Origin of the sequence: Xanthomonas sp. GW, assembly GCF_014236815.1 — a bacterium.
In the GTDB taxonomy this organism is placed as follows: domain Bacteria; phylum Pseudomonadota; class Gammaproteobacteria; order Xanthomonadales; family Xanthomonadaceae; genus Xanthomonas_A.
In genome coordinates this window covers 978575-1000558 of sequence record NZ_CP051189.1, presented here as the reverse complement: position 1 = coordinate 1000558, position 21984 = coordinate 978575, and the positions used below count along the sequence as shown (strand labels likewise).

At 66.1% G+C, this 21984-nt stretch carries 22 protein-coding genes and 3 pseudogenes; 8 read left to right on the top strand and 17 right to left on the bottom strand.

Features of this window, described 5'->3' with window-relative positions:
* Window positions 1-164: 164 nt before the first annotated feature.
* The gene (locus tag HEP73_RS04290; protein ID WP_185822248.1) at window positions 165-983 is read right to left on the bottom strand and encodes a GH12 family glycosyl hydrolase domain-containing protein; all 819 of its coding nucleotides are present in this window, start codon (window positions 981-983) and stop codon (window positions 165-167) included.
* Between the two features lie 324 nt (window positions 984-1307).
* Here HEP73_RS04290 and HEP73_RS04285 point away from each other — a divergent pair, with 324 nt between their 5' ends.
* From HEP73_RS04285 to HEP73_RS04275, 3 genes are all read left to right on the top strand, one after another.
* Window positions 1308-1937 carry a 2-hydroxychromene-2-carboxylate isomerase gene (locus HEP73_RS04285; protein WP_185822247.1) on the top strand — a complete coding sequence of 210 codons (630 nt, stop codon included), beginning with the start codon at window positions 1308-1310 and terminating at the stop codon, window positions 1935-1937.
* A 74-nt stretch (window positions 1938-2011) separates the two neighbouring features.
* The gene (locus tag HEP73_RS04280; RefSeq protein ID WP_185822246.1) at window positions 2012-2953 is read left to right on the top strand and encodes a DegV family protein; all 942 of its coding nucleotides are present in this window, start codon (window positions 2012-2014) and stop codon (window positions 2951-2953) included.
* A 162-nt stretch (window positions 2954-3115) separates the two neighbouring features.
* Entirely contained in the window at window positions 3116-3454 is a 339-nt protein-coding gene (locus HEP73_RS04275) for a hypothetical protein (RefSeq protein WP_185822245.1), read from the top strand.
* Between the two features lie 162 nt (window positions 3455-3616).
* Here HEP73_RS04275 and HEP73_RS04270 read toward each other — a convergent pair whose 3' ends face one another.
* Window positions 3617-4546 carry a DMT family transporter gene (locus tag HEP73_RS04270; protein ID WP_185822244.1) on the bottom strand — a complete coding sequence of 310 codons (930 nt, stop codon included), beginning with the start codon at window positions 4544-4546 and terminating at the stop codon, window positions 3617-3619.
* Window positions 4543-5334, bottom strand: coding sequence for a PhzF family phenazine biosynthesis protein (locus HEP73_RS04265; protein ID WP_185822243.1), 792 nt, complete (start codon window positions 5332-5334; stop codon window positions 4543-4545). The genes HEP73_RS04270 and HEP73_RS04265 overlap by 4 nt, the downstream gene beginning before the upstream one ends.
* A gap of 125 nt (window positions 5335-5459) precedes the next feature.
* Between HEP73_RS04265 and HEP73_RS04260 the strand changes: the two genes are divergently transcribed.
* Together HEP73_RS04260 and HEP73_RS04255 are read left to right on the top strand one after the other, a co-directional pair.
* Window positions 5460-6869 (top strand): aminotransferase-like domain-containing protein, encoded by a 1410-nt coding sequence (locus HEP73_RS04260; protein WP_185822242.1) that lies wholly within the window; start codon window positions 5460-5462, stop codon window positions 6867-6869.
* An 87-nt stretch (window positions 6870-6956) separates the two neighbouring features.
* A complete protein-coding gene (locus tag HEP73_RS04255; protein ID WP_185822241.1) occupies window positions 6957-7115 on the top strand; it encodes a hypothetical protein in 159 nt (52 codons plus the stop codon).
* A gap of 715 nt (window positions 7116-7830) precedes the next feature.
* On the opposite strand, the gene fghA is transcribed toward HEP73_RS04255, so the two are convergent.
* From fghA to HEP73_RS04230, 5 genes are all read right to left on the bottom strand, one after another.
* Window positions 7831-8661, bottom strand: coding sequence for an S-formylglutathione hydrolase (fghA, locus tag HEP73_RS04250; protein ID WP_185822240.1), 831 nt, complete (start codon window positions 8659-8661; stop codon window positions 7831-7833).
* 107 nt (window positions 8662-8768) lie between these two features.
* Entirely contained in the window at window positions 8769-9341 is a 573-nt protein-coding gene (gene gfa, locus HEP73_RS04245; protein WP_185815276.1) for an S-(hydroxymethyl)glutathione synthase, read from the bottom strand.
* A gap of 69 nt (window positions 9342-9410) precedes the next feature.
* Window positions 9411-10520, bottom strand: coding sequence for an S-(hydroxymethyl)glutathione dehydrogenase/class III alcohol dehydrogenase (locus HEP73_RS04240; RefSeq protein ID WP_185815275.1), 1110 nt, complete (start codon window positions 10518-10520; stop codon window positions 9411-9413).
* Between the two features lie 43 nt (window positions 10521-10563).
* On the bottom strand, window positions 10564-10839 hold the full coding sequence (locus tag HEP73_RS04235) for a metal/formaldehyde-sensitive transcriptional repressor (protein WP_145702911.1): 276 nt from the start codon (window positions 10837-10839) through the stop codon (window positions 10564-10566).
* Between the two features lie 715 nt (window positions 10840-11554).
* The gene (locus tag HEP73_RS04230; RefSeq protein ID WP_185822239.1) at window positions 11555-11821 is read right to left on the bottom strand and encodes a hypothetical protein; all 267 of its coding nucleotides are present in this window, start codon (window positions 11819-11821) and stop codon (window positions 11555-11557) included.
* Between the two features lie 261 nt (window positions 11822-12082).
* Here HEP73_RS04230 and HEP73_RS04225 point away from each other — a divergent pair, with 261 nt between their 5' ends.
* The 3 genes and pseudogenes from HEP73_RS04225 to HEP73_RS22800 form a co-directional block, all read left to right on the top strand.
* Entirely contained in the window at window positions 12083-12799 is a 717-nt protein-coding gene (locus tag HEP73_RS04225; RefSeq protein ID WP_185815272.1) for a response regulator, read from the top strand.
* A pseudogene (locus HEP73_RS22805) lies at window positions 12796-13123 on the top strand (two-component sensor histidine kinase); the annotation flags it as partial. The gene HEP73_RS04225 and the pseudogene HEP73_RS22805, both read left to right, overlap by 4 nt.
* Before the next feature lie 263 nt (window positions 13124-13386).
* Window positions 13387-14346, top strand: a pseudogene (locus HEP73_RS22800) (ATP-binding protein); the annotation flags it as partial.
* 155 nt (window positions 14347-14501) lie between these two features.
* On the opposite strand, the gene HEP73_RS04215 reads toward HEP73_RS22800, so the two are convergent.
* The 9 genes and pseudogenes from HEP73_RS04215 to HEP73_RS04175 all read right to left on the bottom strand — a co-directional run bounded on the left by HEP73_RS04215 (window position 14502) and on the right by HEP73_RS04175 (window position 21882).
* On the bottom strand, window positions 14502-14834 hold the full coding sequence (locus tag HEP73_RS04215; protein ID WP_185822237.1) for a hypothetical protein: 333 nt from the start codon (window positions 14832-14834) through the stop codon (window positions 14502-14504).
* A gap of 2 nt (window positions 14835-14836) precedes the next feature.
* Window positions 14837-15094 carry a DUF1287 domain-containing protein gene (locus tag HEP73_RS04210; protein ID WP_255423763.1) on the bottom strand — a complete coding sequence of 86 codons (258 nt, stop codon included), beginning with the start codon at window positions 15092-15094 and terminating at the stop codon, window positions 14837-14839.
* Window positions 15095-15971: 877 nt separating this feature from the next.
* Window positions 15972-16421 (bottom strand): hypothetical protein, encoded by a 450-nt coding sequence (locus tag HEP73_RS04205; protein WP_185822235.1) that lies wholly within the window; start codon window positions 16419-16421, stop codon window positions 15972-15974.
* Window positions 16422-16476: 55 nt separating this feature from the next.
* Complete coding sequence (locus HEP73_RS04200; RefSeq protein WP_185822234.1) at window positions 16477-16878, bottom strand: Imm10 family immunity protein; 402 nt, start codon at window positions 16876-16878, stop codon at window positions 16477-16479.
* 59 nt (window positions 16879-16937) lie between these two features.
* The gene (locus HEP73_RS04195) at window positions 16938-17270 is read right to left on the bottom strand and encodes a hypothetical protein (protein ID WP_185822233.1); all 333 of its coding nucleotides are present in this window, start codon (window positions 17268-17270) and stop codon (window positions 16938-16940) included.
* A 349-nt stretch (window positions 17271-17619) separates the two neighbouring features.
* A pseudogene (locus HEP73_RS04190) lies at window positions 17620-17952 on the bottom strand (glutamate--cysteine ligase); the annotation flags it as partial.
* Window positions 17953-18231: 279 nt separating this feature from the next.
* Entirely contained in the window at window positions 18232-18594 is a 363-nt protein-coding gene (locus HEP73_RS22795; RefSeq protein WP_458309674.1) for a TonB family protein, read from the bottom strand.
* A 1279-nt stretch (window positions 18595-19873) separates the two neighbouring features.
* Window positions 19874-20329 carry a helix-turn-helix domain-containing protein gene (locus HEP73_RS04180; protein WP_185822231.1) on the bottom strand — a complete coding sequence of 152 codons (456 nt, stop codon included), beginning with the start codon at window positions 20327-20329 and terminating at the stop codon, window positions 19874-19876.
* 188 nt (window positions 20330-20517) lie between these two features.
* Window positions 20518-21882, bottom strand: coding sequence for a glutamate--cysteine ligase (locus HEP73_RS04175; RefSeq protein ID WP_185822230.1), 1365 nt, complete (start codon window positions 21880-21882; stop codon window positions 20518-20520).
* Between the last annotated feature and the right edge of the window lie 102 nt (window positions 21883-21984).

The following is a 21984-nucleotide window of genomic DNA, read 5'->3' as shown; positions in this document are numbered from 1 at the left end:
CCCGGCTGCTGCTCTGCAAGCGTCCGCGGTTGCGCCGCGACGACAAGTGCGGCGCTCCCGTCCGCTCCGCTGGCGCCGGCTATTACCGGCGCGCCAGCATCGATGCCGGAAATGTCCCGCCATGGCGGCGACGGCCCGGCCTGGCCGTCGCCACGGCGCGCGACTCAATGCGCGTCGATGGTCGCGCTGACTTTGGCCCAGCCGTTGCCGCGCACCACCTCGAAGCCGGCCTCGACCACATGCAGGTATAGCGCGTTGCTGTAGCGGCCGTCCTTGCTGCGGTTGGCCTGCAGCCAGTTCAGGAACGGCTTGACGTCGACGTTGAGGTTGCCGCTGGTGGGAAGGTTGGGCTGGCCGGCGGTGCCGTGCGGGATGAACGTGTAGACGTAGTAGCCGGCGGCGCTGTTGTTGCCTTCCCACAGGTCGAAGGTATAGCCGCCGGCGCTGATCACGTTGCTGGCGCTGAGCGTGCCGATCGGCCAGGAGTTGTGCCCGCCCCAGATCATCACTTCCAACTGCGGCACGCCCTTGCTGGTGTCGTGGCGGAAGAACAGGTCGTAGGCGAAATCGCCGCCCAGGTTGCTGCCGCCGGCGCTGTAGTTGAACTTGACCGGGATCGTGCTCAGCGACGACACCTGCCGCGGGAACAAGGTATCGCTGGTCGGATTCCAGTCGTAGTGCCAGCCGCGCACGATCGCCGGATACCCGTACAGACTGGAGTTGGCGAAATTGAAGGTGACCCTCAGCTCCGGCGTGCTGCCGGTGCCGAAGGTGCCCTGGATGCCATTGTTGGGATCGTTGAAATTGTTGACCCACGCATAGTGGTTGCCGAAGATCTTGTAAGGCCCGGCCAAGGCCAGCGGCGCGGCCGCCAGGCACGACACGGCGAACAACGCCTGCAGCAGGCGCCGGCGCAAGCGCGCGCGTGGCACGGCGGCGCGCAGATGCGGTGCGGCGATCGGAGCGATCTGGACATCATGCATGTTCGGTTTCTCCCAGGAGGTCGGCAGGCACGGCAGCGGAGGTGCTGTCGCGGCGGACGCTAGCAAGACCGTCGCGGCACGAGCTATGCGAAGAACGCCTGGCGGCATGCGCTGCGGAAATAGCGCCACGCGATCGAGGCGTGCAGCGTGCGCACGTTCCCAGTTCCCACATGCCATCGAGATCGGCGGCGACGCATTGTCTACCGCAGCGTCCAGCATACCGGTCGCAACACGCGCACGAACGCGGCATGCGCCGCAGTGCAACACGCTGCGCCGCACGCGGGCAGGCGAGTAAGCTGGCGCATCCCCGACCGGAGCCCGCTCATGCGCCTGCGCTGGTATTTCGATTTCGTCTCGCCGTTTTCCTATCTGCACTGGCACAAGCTCAAGGCGCTGCCCGAGTTCGCGCGGATCGAACCGGTGCCGATCGTGTTCGGCGCGGTGCTGCAGCATCTGCACACGCGCGGACCGGCGGAGATCCCGCACAAGCGCAGCTTCACCTATCAGTTCGTGCAGTGGCAGGCGCAGCAGGAAGGCGTGCCGCTGCGGTTTCCGCCGGCGCATCCGTTCAACCCGCTGGCCGCGCTGCGGCTGTGCATCGCTGCCGGCAGCACGCCGCAGGCGATCGACGCGTTGTTCGATTGGCTGTGGCGCGATGGCCAGGCCGGCGACGATGCCGCCGCACTGGCGCCGGTGGCGCAGGCGCTGGGCATCGCCGATGCGGCCGCCGCCGTCGGCGATCCGCAGGTCAAGGCGCAGTTGCGCGCCAATACCGAACAGGCCATCGCCGCCGGCGTGTTCGGCGTGCCGACGCTGCAGATCGGCGAGACCTTGCTCTGGGGCAACGATGCGCACCCGCTGATGCAGGCGCTATTGGCCGATCCGCAGCTGCTGCAGCGCGGCGAGATGGCGCGGCTGGCGGCGCTGCCGGTCGCCGTGCAGCGCGGCGGCTGAGCCGGCCGCGACGTCGCCAGGCGTCTGCGCTAACCTAGCCGGTACTGACGAGGCGCAACGCCGGAGGGGGCCAGATGCGTATCGGGATCGTGGTGGATTCTGCCTGCGACTTGCCGCAGGACTACATCGCAGACAACAACATCGTGTTGCTGCCGATCAGCGTGCGCATCGGCGAGGCGGTGCTGGCCGACCATCGCGACGAGGAAGCCACGCTCAGCTTCCTGCATGCGCACGTGGCCGAGCACGGTGCCGAAGCGGAGACCATTCCGTTCAGCGTCGCGCAGATCCGTGAGCTGTTCCTGAGCCGGCTGGTGATCGACTACGACCACGTGTTCTGCATGACCATCACCAAGACCCGCAGCCCGATCCACCAGCATGCGCTGCAGGCCAGCTTCGCCATCCTCAACGACTACAAGCCGATCCGCCAGGCCGCCGGGCATACCTCGCCGTTCGCGCTGCGGGTGATCGACACGCAGAACCTGTTCGCCGCGCAGGCGGTGACCGCGGTCGAGGCGGTACGCCTGCGCGCGGCCGGTGCCAGCGTGCAGGCGATCCGCGAACGGCTGGAGGAACTGGCCGGCAACGTGCACGGCTACATGATCACCCGCGACCTGTACTACATGCGCGCCCGCGCGCGCAGCAAGGGCGACCGCAGCGTCGGCCTGATCAGCGCCGCGCTCGGCACTGCATTGGACATCAAGCCGGTGCTGCACGGCTATCGCGGCGAAACGGCGCCGGTGGCCAAGATCAAGGGCTTCGACGCCGCGGTGCAGAAGCTGTTCGAGTTCGTCGGCAAGCGCGTCGCCGCCGGGCTGATGACGCCGACGCTGTGCCTGAGCTACGGCGGCGAACTGAGCGAACTGCGCGCCCTGCCCGGCTACGCGGCACTGCGCCAGGTCTGTGAGGCGCATGCGGTGGAGGTGCTGGAAAGCGTGATGAGCCTGACCGGCATGGTCAACGTCGGCAAGGGCGCACTCACCCTGGGTTTCGCCGATGGGCCGCATGCGTTCGCCTAGACGTTGCGGGCGGATCCTGTCGTTGTAGGAGCGGCTTCAGCCGCGACAGGTGCGATCGGCAGCTGGTCGTGGCTGAAGCCGCTCCTACAGGGATCGCGGTGTAGACAGCCCACTCACGACGCCGCCTGCTAGGCTGCGCCGCACCGCTCCAGAGGAACCGCCATGGCCGTGACCTATTCGATCAGCTTGCCCGACCCCGCCCGCGCACGCGGCAGCGAGCCCTCGCTCAGCTTCAGCGCCAACGGCGCCGACGCCTTCGCCGAGCAGTTGCAGCAGGCCTTGAGCAGCCCCGCCTGGTTCGAGCGCTGGCGCGCGCTGCAGCCGGAACCGGACGACGTGGACCCGTCGCTGGGCGTGGTCGATGCAGCCGCCACGGTCAGCGGCAAGCAGGACGACCTGCGCATCGACCTAGTCGCCACCACCAGCATTCCCGGCGACATCCTCAAGCAACGCATGCGCCTGCTTGCCGGCAACGGCTGGGAATTGCGCAACGTGCGTTGAGCGCGTCGCCGCATGCCCGCGACGACGTGGATCGGCTAGAGCAGCCTTGGTGCAGGCGATGACACCCGTAGGAGCGACTTCAATCACGACAGGCCTTGCTGGAGAAGTCTGTCGCGGCTGAAGCCGCTCCTACAGTGCTTCGCCGATTGCAATGAGATCTATCTAAGGCACTACGCCGCCTGCCGCCGCGCCTGCCGCGCGCTGCGGCCAACGCCATTTCAGGTTCACCGCCAGCGTGCCGAGCACGATCAGCGCCAGGCCCAGCCATTGCACCGGCACCAGCCGGTGACCGTACAGCAGGAAGTCCAGCAGCAGGGTGACCAGCGGGTACACGAACGCCAGGATCGCGATCGTCGCCACGTGCAAGTGCCGGTACGACGAATAGAACAGCACGTAGACGATGCCGCTGTGGATTACCCCCAGGCCCGCCAGCCACAGCCAGTGCATGCCCGGATGCAATGCGCTGCCGCTGGAAAATCCCGCCAGCAGCAGCGTGCCTACCCAGCACTGCACCGTCACCACCGCCAGCGGCCGCTCGCGGCTGATACGCCGCGACATCAACAGCGACGCGCCGCACAGCAGCGCCGCCAGCAAGGTCAGCGCGATGCCGAGCAGGTAGCCGCGATCGGCGGTATGCCAGAGCCGTGCCGGGTCCGCCGAACAGGCCAGGCCGACGAAGGCCAGCAGGGTCCAGCCCAGGTCGCTGCGGCGCGTGCGCTCGCCTTGCAGCATCGCGGCTAGGATCAGCATCACGAACGGGAACACGTGATAGACCATCGTCGCCACGCCGATCGACGAGCGCGCCATGCCGGCGAACAGCGCCACCCAGTTCAGCACCAGCAGCACGCCGCTGATCGCGGCGTCGCGCATTAATCTGCGCTCGCGCCACAGCCCGCGCAGCTGGCCGCCGAGCAGCCCGCACACGGTGAGGAACAACGCGCCGAACAGGCAGCGGTAGAACACCGCGGTCACCGGGTCCTGCCCGCTCTCGTGCACGAACACGCCGACCGAGCCGATCAGCACTTCGGCCAGCAACAGCTGCCACAGCGCGCGCCGCGTGGCGCCGGCGGGAACCGCGACGGCCGCGCTCACAATTCGATCGTCCCGTGCAGGTACTGCACCGCGCTGCCGCGGACATACACGTACTGCGTCTCGACCCGGCACCCGAGCTCACCGCCACGCGCCGAGGCCTGCAGCGCGGTCAACTGCGCCTTGCCCAGCGTCTGCGCCCACAACGGCGCCAGCGCGGCATGGATCGAGCCGGTCACCGGATCCTCGGCGCCGCCATTGGCCGGCCAGAAATAGCGCGACACGAAATCGTGGCCGCTGCCGGGCGCAGTCACCGCGACATCGCGCGGCGCGAGCGCCAGCATTCGCGCCAGATCCGGCACCACCTCGCGCACCTGGCGCTCGTCCGCGTACACCGCGATGTACGCCTGCTGGTTGGCGTAGACCGCCTGCGGCGCGATCGACAAGGCATCGAACAAGGCCTGCGGCACCGACGCCAACAAGGCCGGCGCCTGATTCGGAAAGCGCATCTCGAAGCTGCCGTCGGCGAGCCGCTCCACACCGAGTTCGCCGACTGCGGCCGCACGCAAGCGCAGCGGGAACGGTGCCAGTTGCTGGGTGGCGATCACGAACGCACTGGCCAGCGTCGCATGGCCGCAGAAGCCGACTTCCTTCAGCGGCGAGAACCAGCGGATCGCGAACACGCCATCGGCATCGCGCACGAAGAACGCGGTATCCGACAGGTTGTTCTCGCTGGCGATGGCCTGCATCAGCGCATCCGGCAGCCAGGCCTGCAGCGGCACCACCGCGGCGGGATTGCCCTTGAAGCGGACCGTGGTGAAGGCATCGACGACGAACACGGAAAGCGGCATGGCCGGCCTCGCAAACAATGGGAACGCCGACACGGTGGCCGGCACAGGACCAGTGTGCAGCGCCGTCCCCGACCAGTACAGATTCAGATACGCTGTAAGTAGACCGATACAGATGAGGTGACCGCATGCTCTTGTACGAATCGCTCGCCGTGCAGCTGCGCGCGCAGATCGAGCGCGGCACGCTGCGCGCCGGCGAGCGCCTGCCGTCGATCCGTCAGCTGGCCGCCAACCACGGCATCAGTACCGCCACCGCAGTGCAGGCCTGCCTGCAGCTGGAACGCGAAGGACGGGTGCAGGCGCGGCCGCGCTCGGGCTATTTCGTGCGTGCCGCAACGGACGCGTTGCCACCGCTGCCGACGCCGATGCGGCGGCGCACGCCGGGCGTGGTCGACAACCCGGCGCTGCAGGGCGTGCTCGACATGCTCGCGCGCTCGGACCTGGTCCCGCTGCACACCGCCACCCCGGCGCCGGCGCTGCTGCCGGCCGCACACCTCGCCGCGGCGCTGGCGCGGCAGCTGCGCCGCCATCGCGCGGTCGCACTCGACTACGCGCCGCCGCAAGGCCACGCCGCGCTGCGCCGGCAGATCGCGCAGCGCTACGCGCACTGCGCCACCACGGTGGCGGCGGACGAAGTGGTGGTGACCGCCGGCGCGATGGAGGCGATCAGCCTGGCGCTGCGCACGCTGACCGCACCCGGCGACGTGGTGCTGGTAGAAACGCCGACCTACCACGGCATCCTGCAGGCGGTCGCGGCGCTGCGGCTGAAGGTGCTGGAAGTCCCCAACCGCGCCGGCCACGGCATCGACGCCGCGCGCCTGGACGCGCTGCTGCAACGCACCCCGGCGCGCGCGGCGGTGCTGGTGCCCAACTTCAACAATCCGCTCGGCAGCCTCACCCCCGACAGCGCCAAGCGCGCCCTGCTCGACAGCTGCGCGCGCCACGGCACCGTGGTGATCGAGGACGACATCTACGGCGAGCTGGCTTGGTCAGGACAGCGCCCGCGCCCGCTGCGCCACTTCGCTACGCACGGCAACGTGATCACCTGCGGCTCGTTCTCCAAGGTGCTGGCGCCGGGCCTGCGCGTGGGCTGGCTGCTCGGCGGCGAATGGACCGACGCGCTGGTCCGCGCCAAGTACTTCTCCACCGTCGGCGGCGCCAGCCTGCCGCAGCTGGCGCTGGCCGACTACCTGGCGCAGCACGACCTGGAAAGGCACCTGCGCAAGCTGCGCCGCACCCTCGCCGACAACGGCCAGCGCCTGCGCGAGGCGATCGTGCGGCATTGGCCGGCCGGTACCCGCGTCGGCGATCCCGCCGGCGGGCTATCGCTCTGGCTGCAACTGGCCGACGGCGGCAGCGGCCAGGCGCTGTTCGAGGCGGCGCTGGCCGCAGGCATCGGCACCTCGCCCGGGCACCTGTATTCCAGCCGCGGCGACTACGCCGACCACTTGCGCCTGACCTGCGGCCAGCCGTGGAGCGAGACCCTGGAAAGCGCGATGCGGCGGCTGGGCAAGCTGGCCGCGCGGCTGCCGCACTGAGTCTTTGAGTCTTTGAGTCTTTGAGTCTTTGAATCGCGGGTCGCTGGTCGCTGGTCGCTGGTCGCTGGTCGCTGGGCCGGGATACGCTTGGATATTGCCTATGGCAAGCGCGGACGCGCGCCGACATTGCGCCGGAGCGCAGCAGGCGGTGCATTCGATATCGGCGATTGCATCCAACGCCGAATGGAGGCCATCGCGTCGCTGCATCAGGCCAGCAATGCGCCAAGCGCCTATCTCATCCAGTAGCGGACGACCAGAGCCGTGGTAGCAACGCTCGCCGGCCTGCCATCGATCACGACCGACGGCGCCGCTCGTGGGCCTGCAACGCGACCCCGGATTGCTCCGAGCGTGGCGCCAGTTACGGCGTCGCCGCGCCGATCGCCAGCGCTGCGCAAGCGCCGAACAAGGTGCAGGCGAGCATGGCCCGCGCGCTGAGCGGACTGCGCCAGCGTTGCCGCGAGAACAACGATGCAGATTTGCGGCAAGCGAGCATGGCGCGACTCCAGTCCCGGAAGACACGATGGCGAAGGCCGAGGAATCTAGCGGCACGCCGTCTCAGCCGACGCGACGGCAATCGCACAACCGCGCATTGGACGATGCGCGGTGCATTTGTTTACGAGCGGCGCCGGTCCGCGAGCGGAATCGACATGCAACTGCCATTGCGCCGTCATCGTGCGGCAGTGAGCGCGATGATCCGGTGGTGGCGGGAGCCGGCCAGTGCCGGCATGCCAGCGGCAGCGCAAGACGGCGCCAGCGCGGTTCTTTGTCTACTACAGGCAACGCAACCTTGTAGGAGCGACTTCAGTCGCGACGGGCCTTACCGGTAGAGCCCGTCGCGACTGAAGTCGCTCCCACAATGATGCCCGGCATGCATCTCGCCATCGCTCCAACGCGGAGCACGCTGCACTGGCGCATGCAACCGCCGGCGCCCGGCACGCCGGTGAGCCGCCGCAACGCGCCCTCAATCCTGCAGTGCGCGCGCGTGGTGGGCGATGTGCTCGCCGATGAAGCTGCCGATGAAGTAGTAGCTGTGGTCGTAGCCGGGCTGCAGGCGCAGCGTCAGCGGATAGCCGGCGGCATCGGCCGCGGCCTGCAGCAACTGCGGCTGCAACTGCTTGTCGAGGAACTCGTCGCCGCCACCTTGGTCGATCAGCAACGGCAGGCGCTCGCTGGCCTCGGCGATCAGCGCGGTGGCGTCGTAGGCCTTCCAACTGGCGCGGTCGTCGCCGAGATAGGCCGAAAACGCCTTCTCGCCCCACGGCACCTGCGACGGCGCCACGATCGGCGAGAACGCCGACACACTGCGATAGCGGCCCGGATTCTTCAGCGCGATCACCAGTGCGCCGTGGCCGCCCATCGAGTGGCCGCTGATCGCGCGCCGCCCGTTGTGCGGGAACTGCGCCTCGATCAACGCGGGCAGCTCCTGCACTATGTAGTCGTACATGCGGTAGTGCTTGGCCCACGGCTCGCGGGTGGCGTTGACGTAGAAACCGGCCCCCTTGCCCAGGTCGTAGCCTTCGGCATCGGCGACGTCGTCGCCGCGCGGGCTGGTGTCCGGCGCGACCAGGATCACCCCGTGCTCGGCGGCGTAGCGCTGCGCGCCGGCCTTGGTGATGAAATTCTGCTCGGTACAGGTGAGCCCGCTGAGCCAGTACAGCACCGGCAGCGTGGCGTGTTCGGCCTGCGGCGGCAGGTACACGGCCACGTTCATCGTGCAGCCGAGCACGGCCGAGTCGTGGCGATAGACGTCCTGCCAGCCGCCGCAGCAGGCATGGTGTTCGATGCGTTCCATGAAAGGGATCCCGAAGAGGGGGGAGGCGGCCGGGCAAACGCCGGCCGCCTCCGGAGACGCCGCCGCAACGCGCCGCCAGGGCGGCACGCCGCGGGAAGCGACAGGCTTTACTGCAGCACGCCGTTCTTGCGCGCGACGTGGGTGGAGATCGCGTCCATCAACGCCGGCGACAGGCAGTCGTACGGCTCCAACTTCAGCTCGCGCAGCCGGCTGCGCACGCCGTCCATCGCTTCCGGGCGGGTGCCGCTCTCGATGATCGAGGACACGAACGCCGCAAAGCCCGGCGCCGACCAACCCTGCTGCGGCGACAGCTCGGTATGCACGAAGTCCAGGCCGTAGAACGGATGCTCGGTGTTCTCGATGCGCCCGTACAGGTGCACGCCGCAGCCGGTGCAGGCATGGCGCCGGATCGTCGCGCTGTCGTCGACGACCTTCAGCTTCTCTTCGTGCGCGGTGACCTTGACCTTGTCGCGGCCCACCACCGCCACCACCGAGAAGGTCGCCCCTTTCGGCTTCCAGCACTTGGTGCAGCCGCAGGCGTGGTTGTGCGCGGTCTGCGCCCCCACGTCCACGGTGACCTTGTCGCTGGCGCAGTGGCATTCCAGCGTGCCGCCCTGGAAATTCTCTGCGCCTGCGCGCACACCACCGTCCACCGACGGATGAATCGTTACGGTACTCATCATGCCCCTCCCGGGTTTGTCGCGTACCTGCATGCGCGGAATCGGCCGCGCGCCGGACTGACCGTCAGGTCAGAAATGGATCACGGTGCGGATCGACTTGCCTTCGTGCATCAGGTGGAAGGCTTCGTTGATCTCTTCCAGCGGCATGGTGTGGGTGATGAACGGATCCAGATCGATCTCGCCATGCATCGCCTGCTCCACCATGCCCGGCAATTGGGTGCGGCCCTTGACGCCGCCGAACGCGCTGCCGCGCCACACGCGGCCGGTGACCAGCTGGAACGGACGCGTGCTGATCTCCTGGCCGGCGCCGGCCACGCCGATGATGACGCTCTCGCCCCAGCCCTTGTGGCAGCACTCCAGCGCCGAACGCATCACGTGCACGTTGCCGATGCACTCGAAGCTGAAATCCACGCCGCCATCGGTCAGCTCGACGATGACTTCCTGGATCGGCTTGTCGTAGTCCTTCGGGTTGATGCAATCGGTGGCGCCCATGCTGCGCGCCAGATCGAACTTGCCCGGATTGGTGTCGATGGCCAGGATGCGCCCGGCCTTGGCCTGCACCGCGCCCTGGATCACCGCCAGGCCGATGCCGCCCAGGCCGAACACGGCCACCGAGTCGCCCGGCTTGACCTTGGCGGTGTTGTGCACCGCGCCGATGCCGGTGGTGACGCCGCAACCGAGCAGGCACACCTTCTCCAACGGCGCCTCCGGATTCACCACCGCCAACGAGATCTCCGGCACCACGGTGTATTCGCTGAAGGTACTGCAGCCCATGTAGTGGAAGATCGGCTGGCCGTTGTAGGAGAAGCGGGTGGTGCCGTCGGGCATCAGCCCCTTGCCCTGGGTGGCGCGCACCGCCTGGCACAGGTTGGTCTTGCCCGACAGGCAGAACTTGCACTTGCGGCATTCGGCCGTGTACAGCGGGATCACGTGGTCGCCGACCTTGACGCTGGTCACGCCCTCGCCGATCGCCTCGACGATGCCGCCGCCTTCATGGCCAAGCACGGCGGGAAAGATGCCTTCCGGATCGTCGCCGGACAGCGTGAACGCATCGGTATGGCAGACGCCGGTGTGGGTGATGCGGACCAGCACCTCGCCCTGGCGCGGCGGTTCGACGTCGATCTCCACGATCTGCAGCGGCTGGCCGGCTTCGAAAGCGACGGCGGCACGGGATTTCATGAGGTTTCTCCTGGAAGAACGGGTTGGGTCGTGGGGTTCGGGATCACTTGAGGTAGGAACGGACCAGCATGCCCATCTCGCGCACGCGCGCGGCGCGCTGCGTGTCCGAGGCGGCGGCGTGGCCGAATTCTTCGCGGATATGCGCCTGCATCACTTCCGACATCAGGCCGTTGACCGCGCCGCGGATCGCGGCGATCTGCTGCAGCACCGCGGCGCAATCGGCGCCGCCTTCCAGCGCGCGCTCCAGCGCCTCGGTCTGTCCGCGCACGCGGCGGATGCGGGCCAGGACGCGTTTCTTCTCGTGGGGCGTATGCGGCATGCGGGACCTGGGAACTATACTGGGGGACAGTATATTCCCCTGCCCGAAAAAGAAAACGCCCCCGCCGTCCCGGATCGGGACGACGCGGGCATGCGGCACCGGGCCGCAGGACTTAGCGTTGGGCGGGCGGCGCGGCCGGGGAAGGCGCGGCGCCCTCCTGCGGCGGGCCGCGCCACGGTGGCGGGGCCACGCCCTTGCCGCGCAGACAGGCGTCGAGCTTGGCGAAGTTGGCGCGCATCGCCGGGTCTGGCTTGGCCGGATCCGGCCCAGCGCCAGCCGACCGCGCGCCACCATTGGCTGGGGCACCCGTACTCGCGCCGGCAGCGGCCGGAGACGGACCCGGCGGCCGTCCAGGCAGCGGCAGCCCGAGTTCGCGCGCACAGGACTGCACCGCGGCCTCGAACGCCGGGTCGCGCGGCGGCGGCTGAGTGTGGCCCGGTCCCCCGCCCACTCCGTGACCGGGGCCGTGATGCGGCCCGCCATCCGGCGGCGGCGGCGGCGCGGCGGGGCCACCGACACAGACGGTGACGCAGCCGCTCAGCGCGGCACTCAACACTAGGGTCAGCGCCGCTTTGGCGACTCGATGCGATGTCATGCTAGGCATGCCTCCTCCTGATGGCGGGTGGTGAAAATAGACAATGGGCGCGGTGCGCCGACGGCGCCGCGCCTCGCTCCCCGCGGCCCGCTCGCCAATGCATCCACGCACGGCATCGTTTCATGCCGATATCGCGCGCCGTTGTCGCCGCGCGACACGTGGGAAAGCGCGCTTGCCGAGCACGACGCACGCAGCGCAGCGCCGCTCGGCCGCCGACTGCGGCGCAACCGCAGACACCGCGCCGGCGTCGGAAAGCTCATGGCAGCGACGCGCCGCATCGGCCGCCTTGGCAGGCGCCGACTCGGTCAGCACCGCGACCTGGAAGCGCGCCGCGAAAGCCGCGTCGTTATGGCAGAAATAGCGGTGCGCGATCGAGGCGCGCGGCAATGCCGACGCCCGCTGACGCCCGCTGACGCCGGCTTGATGCCGCCATGGTCGGCTGCGAGGCGCCGGCGCGTCAGCGTTTTGTGTCAACGCATGGCTGAATACGACACAAACCCGCCATGAGGCCACCGTCGCCACTCCCTATCATGGCGCCGCGATCATGCGCCCGCTTGCTTCCGGCAGCGACGGCCTGCCCGCACCAGTTACCGGCGGCAGCGGCCGCGTCTAGACTGGCTGTACTCCGAGCGGCCGCCCTTCAAGATCATGGATATGCAATCCTTCATTCTGGTAGTCGACGACGACCCCGATCTGCGCCGGCTCATCAGCGAGTTCCTGCAAGAGCACGGCTACCAGGTGGAAGCTGCCGAGAATGTCGCGGACATGCGCAGGCTGATGGCGATACGCCAGCCCGACCTGGTGATCCTGGACGTGATGATGCCCGGCGAAGACGGCCTCAGCGCCGCCCGGCAGCTGGCCAGCGAGCGCGGTGCGCCGGCGGTGATCATGCTCAGCGCGCTGGGCAGCGACACCGACCGCATCATCGGCCTGGAAGTGGGCGCCGACGACTATCTGGCCAAGCCATGCAATCCGCGCGAACTGCTGGCGCGGGTGCGCGCGCTGCTGCGCCGCAGCCAGGCGGCGTCGCTGCCGCCGGAAGCGCGCGGCAACGTCTACGAATTCGCTGGCTGGCGCCTGGACGTGATCCGCCGCGACCTGCGCGATCCCACTGGCATCTTCATCAACCTCTCCGACGGCGAATTCGCCCTGCTGCGCACCTTCGTCGAGCATCCACAGCGGGTGCTCAGCCGCGACCAGTTGCTCGACTACGCGCGCGGCCGCGACACCGAGGTCTACGACCGCGCCATCGACAGCCAGATCAGCCGCCTGCGGCGCAAGATCAACGAACGCGTGCAGACCGAACTGATCCGCACCGTGCGCAACGAAGGCTACATGCTGCTGCCGAGCGTCGCCCGGCTGTGAGCGCGCCCAAGCAGCGGGGCCGCCGCGGCGTCTCGATCTTCGCCCGCACCTTCCTGCTGCTGCTGGCCGCCCTGCTGACCGCACAGCTGATCGGCATCGCCCTGCTGGTGTTGCGCACGCCGGTCTACGAAATGCCGGTGCATCCGCCGGAAGTGATCGCGCTGCTGACCACCAAGATGCCGGCCGGCACGCAGACCTTGAAGGTGCACGATTCCAGGCAGGCACCGCTGCCGGCGCCGGGGCAGGTGCGCGACCGCTTCGCCGAGTTCATGCTGACCAACTGGCTGGACGTGGCGCCGGAACAGGTCCGCTTCTATCGCAGCAGCGACGAGAAGCTGCCCAACCCGAATTTCTCGCCACAAGACGAGAATCGCCTGCGCTCTCGCTCCGGACCGCCCGGCGACGCGCGCTTCCTGCACGATGGACCGCCGCCGTTCGCCGATCCCGGCGTGCCGCCGCAGGCGCCCTTCGACAGCGAAGCCGACCCGCAACAGCCGCCACCGGCACCACCGGGCGAGGCCAATCCTGACGCGTTCGGCAGCGCGATGCGCGCGGCGGGTTCGCGCTGGCGCGAGCGCGGGCTGGCCCCGGCGTCGCCGCTGCTGGGCGGCTTCACCGCCGCACTGCAGCAGCCCGACGGGCGCTGGCGCAGCGTGGTATCGCCGCCGCGACGCTTCTCCACCGCGTTCAAGACCCAGGTCGCACTGCTGTTCGTCGCCGGCCTGCTGGCGATGCTGCCGCTGGCGTGGTGGTTCTCGCGCGCGCTGGCCGCACCGATCAAGCGCTTCGCCGAAGCCGCCGACCGGCTCGGCCGCAATCCCGATGCGGAGCCGTTGCAGCGCAGCGGCCCCAGCGAAATCGTACAGGCGGCCGACTCGTTCAACGCCATGCAGGCGCGCCTGAACCGCCTGATCAACGAGCGCACGCACATGGTCGCGGCGATCGCCCACGACCTGCGCACCCCGCTGGCGCGCCTGGCGTTCCGCCTGGAAGGCCTGCAGCCGCCGCTGCGCGACAAGACCATCGCCGACATCGACGAGATGAAGGCGATGATCTCCGCCGCGCTGGACTTCATCCATAACGACAGCCGCCGCGGCACCCGCGCACCGCTGGATTTCCGCCTATTGGTGGAGAGCGTGGTCGACGACGCCAGCGACACCGGCGCCGAGGCCAGCTTCATCGCCGGCCAGGCCATTACCCTCGATGGCGATCCGTTGTCGCTGCGACGGATGGTGATGAACCTGCTGGAGAACGCATTGAAGTACGGCAAGCGCGCGCGCCTGCAACTGCACCGTGACGGCGCCGACTGCGTGCTGTGGATCGACGACGACGGCCCCGGCATCGACCCAGCCCAACACGAGCAGCTGTTCCTGCCGTTCTTCCGCGGCGAGAACTCGCGCAACCGCGACACCGGCGGCATCGGCCTGGGCCTGTCGGTCGCGCACAGCATCGTCCTCGCCCACGGCGGCGAGATCACCCTGACCAACCGCCCCGAAGGCGGCTTGCGGGTATGCGTGGAATTGCCGTGCCAGGCGGCGGCGAGCTGAGGTAGCGGCGGCGTTGCTCGTCGCGCCGCGACGTGCAGCGCTCCATGCAAGACATCAACCAGACTTGTCCAGCAAGGTGGCACGCATGCCGTTCCTCCCCCAAATAAGCGGCGTTGCGGAGCGACATGGATCTGAATAAGCAGCGCGGCGACAGCCTAGCGACGTCGATAGATTGGAACCAGCACGAAGTACAAAGGGATCGCCAGAAGCATGAGCACGAGCGCGATCTCGTGTCCTGACCAACTGTCGGCCCAGCCCTGGATCAGGCGGGACGAACCTAGCAGGCCCGCGAGCACCAGCAGGATTCCGATGAACAAGGCAAGCACAAGTCCAAGCTGATAGCCTGGAGAAAGCGCACCGACGCCCGCCAATTGGCGCTCCACGAGCAAGTAACCCAATCCGATGAAGAGCGCACCCAGCGTGACAAGATAGCTGCGACAGTAGATCGGCCAGGAAAAGTTGGCGAAAAGCCTGCTAATGATGTTCATCGCTACCCATGCACGGACCTGTCGGTTGATGTGTTCCCCCACAGTCGCGGATACGCAGAGAAATTCTGCCGCATGTCCTCATGAATCAGTTGCTGTAAATCGATCCCGAGATGCCTGTAGGCTCGAATGACGACGTCGATGCAAACACCGCGATCGTTGGGAACATCGCCACCCGGGTAGGCGATGGAGTAGTACTTCGGATCGTAGCCCCCCCCCCAGAGACGTTCGTGCGCGAATGGCTGCGATGATCGTACGGACATTGGCAGGCAAATTGTCCTGAGCCGCAGGATGGGCAACCGCGTCATCGGAGTTGGATGATCGTGGAGCAGGGGTCGGTTCTTCCCCGGTGCAGCTTGCATGAAGTGGCAGACAGCACAAAGCAGATGCCGATACCGAAAAGCACGCTAAATTTGGACATGGCATCCACCGCCTGAGTTAGACGATCCGCAAAGCCGGTTTGACTTGCATGGATTGTATGACCCAAGGCGAGCAGAGGCGAACTAGTCGGAGCCAGTCCCGTCAGCCGGTCGCAACGCGCGCCCGACCTTGAGCAGCCAAAGGCCCACCAACAACGCCAGGCCACCTACAACCAAAGGTACGAGCGGCTCGAACACGCCTTCTGGCGGATGAGCCATGGCCCAAAGAACGCGAACGACCTGGAAAGCCCCCAGCAAAGCTGCGACAGTTCCCACCGCCAGGAGAAGAGCCGCCGCAAGCCTTCGAAGCGTTCCCATTGCGTTTGCGCCTGAACTAGGCCGAGCCGCGATGCGGCTCCGGCTGGAATGAGGGGTTGGGCGCGGCGCTGAACCGCACGATGCACCTGCGTGTGACTGGAAGCACTACGGCTCCGACCGGAAGTTGGGATTGGGTGTGTAGCTCCCGGAAACGATTTCGCCTCGGTCATCCACGCGCCAGGCGCCCTTGATTGCGTGAGGCGGAACCGCGCCATTGGGGTCGTACTGACTCGATATCTCGTACACCCATCCGCCCGGATTGGCTCTCGCTTCACGGAGCATGCCCTCCGGAAACTCGGGACGCTGCCCCACTGTGCTTTTGGCAAATAAATTTCTGAAAATTTTCATGGAGGCAGGTATCCGAGCCATGCCGCGCCGCAAAGCGGCGTCGAATTGAGCATTGTCAGGCGCAACCATCGAATACCGGCTGGAGGGTAGCCTGTCGCCCGATTACGAGCTCGTCGGCACTAGGGACGTAGCTGGAGGGCCAAGGGCGATCCATCGCTGCCGGGTGGCAGAAAATGTGCGCTGGAGCACCGCTGGCCATGAGCGCCGCTTGAAACAGGCGTGCTCGGCGCAATGCAAGGTCGTGACATCCTGAACCAGTGCACTCTTTTCCATCCGCATAGCCAGCGACCTGATACTTGATATGCGGCACCCGTCGAATCAACTGGAGATTGAGCGCTATTGCTTCCTTCAACAACGTCCGATCTTGAACAGCATCCGCAAGCGAATCGCTCAGCATCGGGCGACCGGGGGCGAATGCGATGCTGGAGAAGTCGATGCTCGTAGCGCCGAGTTGCTGAGGCAACGATAACGCGAGCAAGCAGATGCCGATACCGCGAATGTTCATGGTGCGTCCAATGCCTGAATTGATTCGACTCGTGGAGTGGATCGGCTTGACGGGACTATTGGGCATCGGCGACGACAAGGCAACCGCTCCCCTCAAAGATGTCGGCAAGAGCCTCCAACAACGCCGAGTACTCGGAAGGCGTCAGCTCAAAGGAGATGCCGAGGAGCTCCAAGCCGCCCAGTGCACCCGCCCCGCCCGGAGCAAACGTGATCTCAGCGTGGTCGCGGAAAAGCAAGAACCGAGAGATGCCGTCATAGCCCGAATTTTCTTGGCCGCACCACTCGACGTGATAGGTATCCATGCCAAGGGAAACGTCTTGCTCGTCGAATTCCAGGGCGCGCTGAAGCATGAAGTAGCATTCGACATCGGACTCGTGATTGGCGAATCCGACCAGATGGAACTCACCCTCGGGGTGGGCCACCGCGACGCTCTTTGCCTCAAACGCGAATGACGTCATTCCGACACCTGAGGCCTGAGTTGAGTCGAACCGTGAACGGCGCCAGATTGGGCGAACCGTTAGGCTCCATGCCTGGATTCTCGCTTTCCGAGCCCGTGAGCCGCGGCGCTCTCACCGGATTCCGAGGAATCATGCGTCTCGTACCACGTTTCAGAGTGCACATGCGCTTCGGCGAGATGCACCGCCTCGCGCACGAGCTCCAACGGGATCTGAACTGGCTGATCACCGACGTTAATCTCAACCCAAAGTGATTCATCCGCATCATCCGCAACGATCTTGGCCAGCGCGTGCGATATGTTGGAAAAGACTGTATTGAGCTCGAGTTGGCACCCCTGGCTCACGGTAGAGAGGTGCAGAATTTCGATCTTGGGGCGAATGGCCTTTTTTTTCATAGCACCCAACATATGAGTTAACGTCGGCTTGCACAAATGCGAGGCATCACTGCCGTGCGGCCTCATGTGACGCACAGGTGGTCTGCCCCTGAAGCCTTATGCATGGCCGGCTCCTGCAGTGCGCCGACTAAAGGACAACCTTCCGAACTTCACGGAACCACCAGTTGCTTGTATCGCCTTGCGCCTCAACTTGCCAAAGGGAAACGAATGCTCGCAGATGCGATCGCGATCTGACCTCGGGCGATGATTGTCGCTTCGCGTTTTGGCATCGGGAACGAAACCGCTCTCCAGAGCGAGGCTTCGCTCCGCATTGCCGCCAGCCGCATCGAACACGGCCGGCGCATGCCGATCAGTAGGCGAACTCGGAAAACACCGGGTCCACACTCCCCTGCCACGCCCCGTGATAGAGCGCCAACTTGCGCTCGGCCGCGATCTCGCCGGCGTGCAGGATCTCCACCAGCGGTTCCAGGAAGCGCGATTCGTCCTGGCCGTCGCCGTTCAAGCGGGCGCGGCGGCACAGGCCGTTCAGGGCGATCTTCACCGACTCGGCGGCGAGTTCCTGCACGGTACCGTTGCGGAACGGCAGCTTCAGCGCCTGCTTCGGCACGCCGTAGCGCAGCGCGTGGCGTTCGACCAGGCTGAAATCCTTGACTAGGTCCCAGGCCGCGTCCAGCGCGGCATTGAAACCCGGCAGACTTGATTGCAGCCCAATAAACATCTGGCATGTTCTCGTGGATCCTGTCGAAGGAATACACAACGTCAACGTCAAACTGCTCAAGGATGTCGATGATCTCCTCGTCCTTGAGTGATTTCCCGAGCAAAGAGAGTGCTGTCATGGGGTCTAACGCCTAAGGTAAGCCGGCCCGCGCAGTCGAGTGGACCAAGTCGTAAGCTCTACCGGCAGCCTGGTCCGCATAACGAAGTCGGTTCGGCTTTAACGCATTGTTAGGCCGCACGGCGCTCATGGCTCCGATTCTCCCGCGAATTGAATTGGCAACCTTACTAAACCTCCCCGTCCGGGTTGGAGCTTGGCGAGGCCAGGGGAAATTACCCAAGTCTTCGCGCTTTCCACCGCTGCGACATCAAGGTCGGGAACTCCTGACGATCGTGAAATGATCACGTGCCGCACTTGGCCGCACGGATTCAAGAACAGCACCAGTTCTACCTGACCGAATACGTCAATTCCAACTAGCTGAGGTGGATAGTTGATTGTCTGGCGGGGTGCTTGTGGCGTGCAAGCCTCTATGTATATGGGCGCGAACACAGGGTTCTCGCTCGGAGTGACAGCGGAACCCAAATTACTCTGTAAGGCAAGAAGAAGCATTAGTGTGGCGACCATCAAACCCTCCCCTGCGGACGAACACCTGAGTGAAGCCGCGCCGCGAAGCGGCGTCGACCTGGACGAATTGTTAGGCGATCCAGCTTGGACGTTCTTGCCGAATCACCCATTTGTTACCAATTTTCTCAAGCTCAACTTCCCATCCTGCGCCGCAAAGAAAGCATCCGGTGCGCCCAAGCTTTACGACTGCAGACCTCGGGGACGTGTACGCAGGTAGGCTCAGGTGGATGATGCCAGAAGCCTCAGGATAAGCCTGATAGAAGTTGCCCCAGCCCCCCTGGTGGATGAAGTCTTTCTTTCCGCGGTAAGGACGATCGAACAGCCGATCCAACTCCACAGAATTGACGAGCTTTACGCCCCGACATTGGAGCCCCGCCGGGAACGCGGAAGGGCCTCCGGAACTGCGCTGCCCTGCCGGCTTGTCCGGCGCCGACGCCAATACGCTGTAACCTTTACCTGCGCAGGAGCGGGACAACACCGTACGGAGCACAGCCAAGTCATTGGATGTCTCGAGTGCCGGTGTTGGTGCCCATGGGGTTAATGGCTCGACCAAGGGAGCCGGCACGGGTAAGCGGCGCGGCTGAGGCCAGAGCACGCCAGCGGTTACGGCAACTACGCAAAGCGCGACCGACAGACGAATCACTACGTGCCAATGGATCCCTTTGTCTTTGGGAGCGATGGATCTAATCATGGACTACTACGCCTGAATTAAGCCGACCCGCGAAGCGGGTTCGGCTTGAATGAATTTTTAGGCCCAGGACATGACGCCTGACTGGCGCCCTAATCGTTATGCCAGGCAATGAAAGATGGCGGCAGGCCATTAGCCCGAAAATCCTCCAAAGCACGTATCACAACCTCAACGGGATAGCTCCAGGAGGCTGGATATGCATCCACTTGACCGAAATACTGCACGCCCCCCTTGCACTGTATTCGCAAAAGAGCGAAAAGCCCAATCCAACCTACGCGTTCTGCAACGCCCCGGGACTGCGGAACACGTGGCACCCCGGCATGGGAAGAAGAGGCGGCGACACCGCCGATGCAGCCCTTCACCGCAGCCTACGCTACAGAAATTTCTGCGATATGGCCAAAGAGATGCACTGCCGCGTTCGCGCTTCCTGGCGAACGCGGAGCAGAGCCAACGCACGCGCGCAGGCATTGCATGATCCCCAGTAATCGCACGCGGCAAAGTGCTTTCAGCGAGTGCCTTGGCCAAGCGCAAACCTTCCGTCGGCGCCGCACTCGCGGCGCGCGGAAAACACCGCTACTAGGTCCGGCCCAGCCTTCGCTCGACCTGGCGCCGCTCCCACGCACCGCCCAGCAAAAAGGTCTTGAGCGCGTGGATCGAGAGGCCAGCGCCCCAGACGAGCCACAGCAGCAATCCGGCCCACCAATGGTCGGGGGAGATCAACAAGAGCACTGCAACGACGGCAGCATATACCACGAGATAGACAACGATGTGCAGGTAGAACTCTCGCAGCTGGCCGGTGGACTTCATGGCAAGCGCTTCCTGCGGTGAGACCCGGTCTTCGGCGCTCGCCATTTCCGGCTCTCCCAAGTCTTCGATGGAGACATCGAAGACCGCGGCCAAGGACCTGAGCGTTTCCAGGCTGGGCTTGGCACCTGCTTCCAGGCGCTGAATCGTGCGCAGGCTGGTTCCACTGACGTCGGCCAGCTGCTGCTGAGACCAACCTCTCTTGAGCCGAAGTTTTTGCGTGATCATCTCGTCGTCCCTGGATTTGGCGAATGCATCGTGAGCGACAGACCGGAGCCCGTCTACGTCAGCGACCCGCCACGGAGGCGTCACCCCTACGACAGGGCCTGCAACCCACTGATCTTGAATAGAATCCAGACACGCACAGGACGACACGGCATCGGCGAGAACGGCTGGTCGGGCCGCTGCGCTGACGCTCAGTAAGCAAACTCGCGAAACACCCGATCGATATCGCCCTGCCACGCCCCGTGATACAGCGCCAGCTTGCGCTCGGCCGCGGTCTCGCCGGCGTGCAGGATCTCCACCAACGGCTCCAGGAAGCGCGATTCGTCCTGGCCGTCGCCGTTCAAACGGGCGCGGCGGCGCAGGCCGTTCAGGGCGATCTTCACCGACTCGGCGGCGAGGTCCTGCACGGTGCCGTTGCGGAACGGCAGCTTCAGCGCCTGCTTCGGCACGCCGTCGCGCAGCGCGTGGCGTTCGACCAGGCTGAAATCCTTGACCAGGTCCCAGGCCGCGTCCAGCGCGGCATCGTCGTAGAGCAGGCCGACCCAGTACGCCGACAGCGCACACAGCCGGCCCCACGGGCCGGCGTCGGCGCCGCGCATTTCCAGGTATTTCTTCAGGCGCACTTCCGGGAACGCGGTGGTCATGTGATCGGACCAGTCGCGCAGCGTCGGCAGCGCGCCCGGCAACGCCGGCAGCTTGCCCTGCATGAAATCGCGGAAGCTCTGCCCGCTGGCGTCGACGTAGGTGCCGTCGCGGTAGGAGAAGTACATCGGCACGTCGAGCAGGTAGTCGACGTAGCGCTCGTAACCGAACCCGTCTTCGAACACGAAGTCGAGCATGCCGGTGCGGTCGGCGTCGGTATCGGTCCAGATGTGCGAGCGGTAGCTGAGGTAGCCGTTGGGCTTGCCCTCGGTGAACGGCGAGTCGGCGAACAGCGCGGTGACGATCGGCTGCAGCGCCAGCGACACGCGGAACTTCTTGATCATGTCCGCTTCGCTGGCGTAGTCCAGGTTGACCTGCACCGTGCAGGTACGGGTCATCATGTCCAGGCCGAGCGAACCGACCTTGGGCATGTAGTTCTTCATGATCTGGTAGCGGCCCTTGGGCATCCACGGCATTTCGTCGCGGCGCCACTTCGGCTGGAAGCCCATGCCGAGGAAGCCCAGGCGCAACTCGTCGGCGACCTGCTTGACCTCGTTGAGGTGGCTGCCCACTTCCACGCAGGTGTCGTGGATGGTTTCCAGCGGCGCGCCCGACAGCTCCAGCTGCCCGGCCGGTTCCAGCGTCACCGAGGCGCCGTCGCGCAACAGCGCGATGGTGTGCCCGCCTTCGCGCACCGGCTCCCAGCCGAAGCGGGTCAGGCCGGTGAGCAGGGCCTCGATGCCGCGCTCGCCTTCGAAGGTAGGCGGGCGCAGGTCGTCCAGGCGGAAGCCGAACTTCTCGTGTTCGGTACCGATGCGCCACTGCGCTTCGGGCTTTTCTCCGGAGGCCAACACCTCGACCAGTTCGTTGCGGTCGGTGATCGGCGTTTCGGCAACGTGGCTTGGGCTCGACAAGGGCAGGCTCGCACGGAAGATGAGGCGATGTGGGGATGCAACGCCCGCCTCGCAAGGCCCGCACTATAGCGTGACCGGCGCCAAGCCCACATCGCTACCGGC

Bases quoted from the DNA above. Each gene is read 5' to 3' on its own strand.
- HEP73_RS04290 (WP_185822248.1), bottom strand. From the start codon at position 983: ATGCATGATGTCCAGATCGCTCCGATCGCCGCACCGCATCTGCGCGCC.
- HEP73_RS04285 (WP_185822247.1), top strand. From the start codon at position 1,308: ATGCGCCTGCGCTGGTATTTCGATTTCGTCTCGCCGTTTTCCTATCTG.
- HEP73_RS04280 (WP_185822246.1), top strand. From the start codon at position 2,012: ATGCGTATCGGGATCGTGGTGGATTCTGCCTGCGACTTGCCGCAGGAC.
- HEP73_RS04275 (WP_185822245.1), top strand. From the start codon at position 3,116: ATGGCCGTGACCTATTCGATCAGCTTGCCCGACCCCGCCCGCGCACGC.
- HEP73_RS04265 (WP_185822243.1), bottom strand. From the start codon at position 5,334: ATGCCGCTTTCCGTGTTCGTCGTCGATGCCTTCACCACGGTCCGCTTC.
- HEP73_RS04260 (WP_185822242.1), top strand. From the start codon at position 5,460: ATGCTCTTGTACGAATCGCTCGCCGTGCAGCTGCGCGCGCAGATCGAG.
- fghA (WP_185822240.1), bottom strand. From the start codon at position 8,661: ATGGAACGCATCGAACACCATGCCTGCTGCGGCGGCTGGCAGGACGTC.
- gfa (WP_185815276.1), bottom strand. From the start codon at position 9,341: ATGAGTACCGTAACGATTCATCCGTCGGTGGACGGTGGTGTGCGCGCA.
- HEP73_RS04240 (WP_185815275.1), bottom strand. From the start codon at position 10,520: ATGAAATCCCGTGCCGCCGTCGCTTTCGAAGCCGGCCAGCCGCTGCAG.
- HEP73_RS04235 (WP_145702911.1), bottom strand. From the start codon at position 10,839: ATGCCGCATACGCCCCACGAGAAGAAACGCGTCCTGGCCCGCATCCGC.
- HEP73_RS04225 (WP_185815272.1), top strand. From the start codon at position 12,083: ATGGATATGCAATCCTTCATTCTGGTAGTCGACGACGACCCCGATCTG.
- HEP73_RS04215 (WP_185822237.1), bottom strand. From the start codon at position 14,834: ATGAACATCATTAGCAGGCTTTTCGCCAACTTTTCCTGGCCGATCTAC.
- HEP73_RS04210 (WP_255423763.1), bottom strand. From the start codon at position 15,094: ATGTCCGTACGATCATCGCAGCCATTCGCGCACGAACGTCTCTGGGGG.
- HEP73_RS04205 (WP_185822235.1), bottom strand. From the start codon at position 16,421: ATGAACATTCGCGGTATCGGCATCTGCTTGCTCGCGTTATCGTTGCCT.
- HEP73_RS04200 (WP_185822234.1), bottom strand. From the start codon at position 16,878: ATGACGTCATTCGCGTTTGAGGCAAAGAGCGTCGCGGTGGCCCACCCC.
- HEP73_RS04195 (WP_185822233.1), bottom strand. From the start codon at position 17,270: ATGAAAAAAAAGGCCATTCGCCCCAAGATCGAAATTCTGCACCTCTCT.
- HEP73_RS22795 (WP_458309674.1), bottom strand. From the start codon at position 18,594: ATGCTTCTTCTTGCCTTACAGAGTAATTTGGGTTCCGCTGTCACTCCG.
- HEP73_RS04180 (WP_185822231.1), bottom strand. From the start codon at position 20,329: ATGATCACGCAAAAACTTCGGCTCAAGAGAGGTTGGTCTCAGCAGCAG.